Origin of the sequence: Streptomyces sp. NPDC002809, assembly GCF_040295435.1 — a bacterium.
Classification (GTDB): domain Bacteria; phylum Actinomycetota; class Actinomycetes; order Streptomycetales; family Streptomycetaceae; genus Streptomyces.
Genome location: NZ_JBEOVJ010000010.1, coordinates 158,492 through 164,667 on the forward strand (window position 1 = coordinate 158,492; position 6,176 = coordinate 164,667).

The following is a 6,176-nucleotide window of genomic DNA, read 5'->3' on the forward strand; positions in this document are numbered from 1 at the left end:
TGCGCTCCTCTACCTGACGCTCGGAGTCGGGTGTGTGCCGCCGCCGTCCCCGGTGGCCCCACCGGCGAACGGCATCGCGGCCAGTCTGTCGACGGCCCGGCCCACCGCCGCGGGCGGCAGCAGCCCCGGCCCGCGGCTGCGCGCGAACTCGGCGAAGGTCTCCGCCGTGGAGAACCGCGGACGGAAGCCCAGGGTCTCGCGCATCTGGACCGTGGAGACCACCCTGCCATGGGTGAGCAGCCGGATCTGTTCCGGCGAGAAGTCCGTCATGCCGACGGTACGCAGCGCCTGCCCGACCCAGGTGACCGCGGGCAGCAGCAGCGGCATCGTGGGCCGCCCCAGCCGCCGCGAACACTGCGACAGCAGCAGCACCCCGTCCCCCGCGATGTTGAACGTGCCGCTGTTCAGCGTCCCGCGCCGCGGTTCGCTCGCCGCGATGCCCAGCACGTCGATGACGTCGTCCTCGTGGACGAACTGGAGCCGCGGGTCGTACCCGAACACCGTCGGCAGCACCGGCAGCGACAGATAGTCGGCCAGCGGCGAGTCGGGATCGGGCCCCAGGATGTTCGCGAACCTCAGCACGCACACGGCCACGTCCGGCCGGCGGCGCGCGAAGCCCCGTACGTACCCCTCGACCTCCACCGCGTCCTTCGCGAAGCCCCCGCCGGGCAGGGACTTGGGCGGAGTCGTCTCGTGGAAGACCGCCGGGTCACGGGGCGCGGAGCCGTACACCCCCGTACTGGACTTGACCACCATCCGCCGGACCGACGGCGCCTTCTGACAGGCGCCGAGCAGCTGCATGGTGCCGATGACGTTGGTCTCCTTGACCGCGGTACGCCCCTGGGCCCCGAGCGTCTTGGCGCTGACGTCCAGGTGGACGACCGTGTCGACCGCGTGCTCGGCGAGGACCCTGGCGATGGCGGGCTGGCGGATGTCCGCGCGGACGAAGACGGCGTCACCCAACTGGTGCCCGGGCGCGACCGCGTCGACGGCGATCACCCGGTCCACTTCCGGATCACGCTGGATATGCCGCACGAACCGGCCGCCCAGCTGCCGGGCAGCTCCCGTGACGAGCACGACCTTCCCCAAGATCAGCGCCTTCCGTCGGTCTCCCGTGAGGTGAGTGAGGTGAGTGAGGTGAGTGAAAGGGGCGCCCGCCGAAGGGCACTCCCCCGGTCGTCACCGTAGCGGGTGGATGCCGCCCCGTGGCGACTGCGCGGCGGCCTTCTCCCGCGTCTTGGCCCGAATGTGCGCAACCTTCACGCACACCCCCCGTACAGCACCGCAGCCCTCCCGCCTGATCGGCGGGAGGGCTGCGGATTTCACGAACTGCGTTCGCTTACTTCTTGTTGCGACGCTGAACGCGCGTGCGCTTGAGCAGCTTGCGGTGCTTCTTCTTGGCCATCCGCTTACGCCGCTTCTTGATAACAGAGCCCACGACTACCCTCGCTCACTTCTTCTTCACTGGTGCGGGGCGTCTGGGCCCACACGACCTACGTCGGCCTAGCCTACCCGCCACCGGGTGAGGTACGTAATCCGAGGGGAACGTCAGGCCGTCCCCACCCCCACGAAGGACTCGCGGAGATACTCGTGAACCGCTTGCTCCGGCACCCGGAAGGACCTGCCCACCCGGATCGCCGGCAGATGACCACTGTGCACCAAGCGGTACACGGTCATCTTCGACACTCGCATGACCGAGGCAACTTCCGCCACAGTCAGAAACTTGACCTCGTTGAGAGGCCTCTCGCTGTCAGCAGCCATGACCCACCTGTACCTTCCGCACGAGACGCGCACCGGCTTCCCCTCCGGTGACTCTTCGTCGTTGTGCGCTCACTCCCCAGATTAGGGGCGGGTGATGCGAGTGGGGAAGAGGAGAGACGATCGGCCGCCTACTGTGACAGACACGCCCGATTGAGTACATAGCGCGTCAGCGGCAGGTAGTACGCGGACTGCACGGCGTCGTCGAGCGGAACGGCCACCGCCACCCGGCCCTCCGCCTCCCCGACGAACAGCGCCGGATCGTCCGTATCGGCCAGCCCGATCGCCTCGATGCCCAGCTGACCTGCCCCGCAGACCCAGCCGTGGTCCCCCACGACGAGTTCCGGCAACGGCCCCCGGGCATTCGCGGCAGCCTCCAGCGCCACCCTCAGCGGGAGCGGCGAGTGGGTGTGTGCGCCGGTGCCACCACCGGGCACCCGCACGCCGGGTTCGCGCACCATCGCAACTCCCCGTACGTAGTCGAGGCTGTACGTGCGTACGCCGAACCGGGTCGTTATGTCGATACGTCGCCCCTGCGCGGGAGTGAGCACGGTGCACCCCACCGCCGACAAGGCGTCTGCCAACGCAGCGTAGAAACCGAGCAGACGGTGCGGATGCCCCGTTCCGAACAGCACCGGCGCCCGCCGCACCGCGGCTTCGGACAACCGCTCGGCAAACGCCTCCAGCCCCGCCAGCGTCCGCTCCGGATCGATCACATCGGGACCCGATACATGCGCGGGATCGTCCGAGACCCCGCACTTGTCGGCCATGAGCCGCAGCAGGTCCCGCTCCCCCCACACCCGTCCGGGATCAAGGCCGAGCGTCACCCGCGGATCCCTGGCCGCGAACAGCCGATAGCTCCGCAGACTCAGTTCCCGCGAAGTGGCCACAGGCCCGGCCAGCCGGGCCGCCAGCAGATGCGCACGCAGCGCTCCGGTACTCAACACCCTGCCGATGCTGCCCGACCGGCCGCCCCCAGGGACCAAAACCCGGGTTACGCCCCACAGTTGGCGTAACCCCGGGCGCAACACCAGTACCCGGACCGGCCTCAGGTCAGCAGCCCCCGCAGCGGAAACACCGCGCGCCTGGTCGCAAGCACCGCCTGGTCCAGCCGGTCCGCGGGGTCGTAACCGTCCTCCCAGGCCTTCCACGACGGGGTGCGCCCGTCCGTCATCCGGGCCGGCCCGAGCTGCCGGGTCCGGGCGTAGACTTCGTCCCGCCACGACGACGGGATCACCGACTCGGGGTCCACCGGCGCGTGCGCGGCGATCCCGACCAGATGCGTCCAGGACCGCGGCACCACGTCCACCACCGCATAACCGCCCCCGCCGAGCGCCACCCATCGCCCACCGTCCGCGTACTCGTGCGCCAGGTCGTGGCAGGCGGCCATCACGGCCCGCTGCGCGTCCAGCGACACCGCCAGATGGGCCAGCGGGTCCTCGAAGTGCGTATCGGCCCCGTGCTGCGTCACCAGCACCTGCGGCCGGAAGTCCGCCAGCAGCTCGGGCACCACCGCGTGGAACGCCCGCAGCCACCCCGCGTCGCCCGTCCCGGCCGGCAGCGCCACATTGACCGCACCGCCCTCACCGGCCCCCGCCCCGGTCTCCTCGGGCCAGCCGGTCTGCGGGAAGAGCGTCCTGGGGTGCTCGTGCAGCGAGACGGTCAGGACCCGCGGGTCCTCCCAGAAGGCCGCCTGCACCCCGTCACCGTGGTGCACGTCCACATCGACGTACGCGACGCGCTCCGCCCCCAGCTCCAGCAGCCGCGCGATGGCGAGCGCCGGATCGTTGTAGATGCAGAAACCCGCAGCCCCGCCGGGCATGGCGTGATGGAGCCCGCCGGCGAAATTCACGGCATGCCCGGTCTCACCCCGCCACACTGCCTCGGCCGCCGCCACCGACTGCCCGGCGATCAGCGCCGACACCTCGTGCATACCGGCGAACGCCGGATCGTCCGTCGTGCCGATCCCGTAGCTCTGGTCCGCGGCCCGCGGATCGGCGGACGCGGCCCGCACGGCCGCCACGTAGTCCGACCGGTGCACCAGCCGCAGCGTCGAGTCCCCGGCCACCTTGGCCGCCACGACGTCCACAGCCCGGTCGAGGCCGAAGGCCCGCACCAACCCCATCGTCAGGGCGAGCCTGACCGGGTCCATGGGATGACTGTCCCCGAAGTCGTATCCCGTTACTGCGTCATCCCACATCAACTGTGCGCGGCCGCTCATGCCCGCCACCGTATCGGGCAGGCTCCGCGCCGAACGACTTGGCGTACAAGAGCGTCGCGAGCACCAGCACCATCGGGACGAGCATCGCGCCCCGGTAGCTCCACGCGTCCCCGAGAGCCCCCACCAGCGGCGAGCCGACCAGGAATCCCACGTAGTTGAAGATGTTCAGCCGGGCGATCGCGGTGTCGCTCGCCCCGGGGAACATCCGCCCCGCGGCCGCGAACGTCTGCGGCACGATCACACAGAGGCCGAGCCCCAGCATCGTGAACCCGAGCATCCCCACCCAGGCCCCGCCCGCGACGGCCACCACCCCGAACCCGGCCGCGGCCAGCACGCTCCCGGACCGCACCACAGCCACGGCGCCGAACCGCCGCACCCCGAAGTCCCCCACGGTCCGCCCCAGCAGCGTCGTCACCATGTAGACGTTGTACGGGACGGTCGAGAGCTGCTCCGAGCTTCCCAGCACATCCTGCAGATACTTCGCGCTCCAGTTGGAGACCGTCGAATCCCCGATGTACGCGAAGCACATCACCAGACAGAGCGGCATCAGCAGCTTGAAGGAGACCGAGCCGGCCTTGCCCCGCTCCGCGCCCAGCTCCTCCTCCTGCTTCCCCTCCACGTACCACCGGCTCCCGGCGAACGCGACGGGCAGCAGCACCACAACCACCGGAAGGTAGGAGACCAGCAGCGACAGATCCCAGTGCGCCCCGGCCCACGCCATGGACGCCCCGGCGATCCCGCCCAGGCTGTACGCGGCATGGAAGCCCAGCATGATGGAGCGCCCGTACGCCCGCTGGAGACTGACCCCCATCATGTTCATGGAGGCGTCCAGCGCACCGACCGACAGCCCGAACACACCGAGCGCCAGGGCCGCTTCCCACAGCTCGCTCCCGGCGCCGACGCCGAGCAGCGCCAGCAGCACGACCGGCTGCGCCCACCGCAGGACCACCCTCGGGCGTACGCGCGCGACCACCTTCTCGGTGACCACGCTGCCCACGCCCGCCAGGATCGGCACGGCGGCGAGGAACACGGGCAGCAGGCCGTCGGATATCCCGTACCGGTCCTGAATCGCGGGGATCCGGGTGACGAGGAGAGCGAAGGTGACGCCCTGCACGAAGAAGCTCAACGCAAGGGAAGCTCTGCCGTGCCGCAAACGTGCATCTGTCATGTGCGCGAGCGTAGAGCCAGTCTCTACCCATGGGTAGAGACGTCAGGCAAGCAATTCCCGAAGCTGTCCCATGTCGGAAAAATGCCCGGTCACCCCGGCCAGCCGGTCCGCCGGCATCATCGACGTGAACCCGTACACATCCATACCCGCGGCCCTGGCTGCCTCCACCCCGAGCGGGCTGTCCTCGATGACGACGCACCGCTCGGGAGCCACGCCCATCCGTTCGGCGGCGAGGAGAAACAGATCGGGCGCCGGCTTCCCACGGCCCACGTCCTCCGCGGAGAAGATCCACTCCTCCTCGAACCACTGGTCCAGCCCCGTCTTGCGGTGGCTGACCCGGATCCGCTCGTGGCTGCCGGAGGAGGCGACACAGTAGGGAATCCCCTCGGCGACGAGCTCCCCCAGTACCTCCTCCACACCGGGAACGGGTTCCAGCTCCCGCTGGAACGCGGCGAAGATCCGTGAGTGGAGCGTGTCGTCGAAGTCCGCGGGCAGCTTCTCGCCGCCCCGCTCCTCGACGAGGTCGTGCACCCGGTGCACGGCCGAGCCCATGTAGTCGCGGAGGGACTCCTCGTACGAGGTGGGGTGTCCGAGCTCTGTGAGGTAGCCGGCCAGGATGGTGTTGGCGATCGGCTCGCTGTCCACGAGCACACCGTCGTTGTCGAAGATGACCAGTTCGTAGCGCATGTCATGACCTTAAACGGTCGGAACGCAGAAAAGCCCCGTGCCACAAGGGCACGGGGCTTAACTATCAAAAGGAGTTCGGCGGCGTCCTACTCTCCCACAGGGTCCCCCCTGCAGTACCATCGGCGCTGAAAGGCTTAGCTTCCGGGTTCGGAATGTAACCGGGCGTTTCCCTAACGCAATGACCACCGAAACACTATGAAATTAACCAACACCGGAACAAAACACGGCCGTTCGTTATTTCAGAACTAACACAGTGGACGCGAGCAACTGAGGACAAGCCCTCGGCCTATTAGTACCAGTCAGCTCCACCCGTTACCGGGCTTCCACATCTGGCCTATCAAC

The 6,176-nt window shown here is 69.1% G+C and carries 7 protein-coding genes and 2 rRNA genes; all 9 read right to left on the bottom strand.

The window, feature by feature from the left end; genetic code table 11:
* Positions 1–9: 9 nt before the first annotated feature.
* Complete coding sequence (locus ABT025_RS09630; RefSeq protein ID WP_350991757.1) at positions 10–1,089, bottom strand: NAD-dependent epimerase/dehydratase family protein; 1,080 nt, start codon at positions 1,087–1,089, stop codon at positions 10–12.
* A gap of 250 nt (positions 1,090–1,339) precedes the next feature.
* Positions 1,340–1,438: a 30S ribosomal protein bS22 gene (locus ABT025_RS09635; RefSeq protein WP_003948845.1), complete on the bottom strand. Its 99-nt coding sequence runs from the start codon at positions 1,436–1,438 to the stop codon at positions 1,340–1,342.
* 110 nt (positions 1,439–1,548) lie between these two features.
* On the bottom strand, positions 1,549–1,761 hold the full coding sequence (locus ABT025_RS09640) for a helix-turn-helix domain-containing protein (RefSeq protein WP_123460011.1): 213 nt from the start codon (positions 1,759–1,761) through the stop codon (positions 1,549–1,551).
* 128 nt (positions 1,762–1,889) lie between these two features.
* Positions 1,890–2,705: a phosphatase gene (locus ABT025_RS09645; RefSeq protein WP_350991760.1), complete on the bottom strand. Its 816-nt coding sequence runs from the start codon at positions 2,703–2,705 to the stop codon at positions 1,890–1,892.
* A 101-nt stretch (positions 2,706–2,806) separates the two neighbouring features.
* Complete coding sequence (locus tag ABT025_RS09650) at positions 2,807–3,979, bottom strand: acetoin utilization protein AcuC (RefSeq protein ID WP_350991762.1); 1,173 nt, start codon at positions 3,977–3,979, stop codon at positions 2,807–2,809.
* On the bottom strand, positions 3,948–5,147 hold the full coding sequence (locus ABT025_RS09655; RefSeq protein ID WP_350991767.1) for an MFS transporter: 1,200 nt from the start codon (positions 5,145–5,147) through the stop codon (positions 3,948–3,950). Before ABT025_RS09655 ends, ABT025_RS09650 begins: the two co-directional genes overlap by 32 nt.
* Before the next feature lie 42 nt (positions 5,148–5,189).
* Entirely contained in the window at positions 5,190–5,834 is a 645-nt protein-coding gene (locus ABT025_RS09660; protein ID WP_350991769.1) for an HAD family hydrolase, read from the bottom strand.
* 73 nt (positions 5,835–5,907) lie between these two features.
* Positions 5,908–6,024 (bottom strand): 5S ribosomal RNA (gene rrf / locus ABT025_RS09665).
* A 79-nt stretch (positions 6,025–6,103) separates the two neighbouring features.
* Positions 6,104–6,176, bottom strand: a 23S ribosomal RNA gene (locus ABT025_RS09670); the annotation flags it as partial.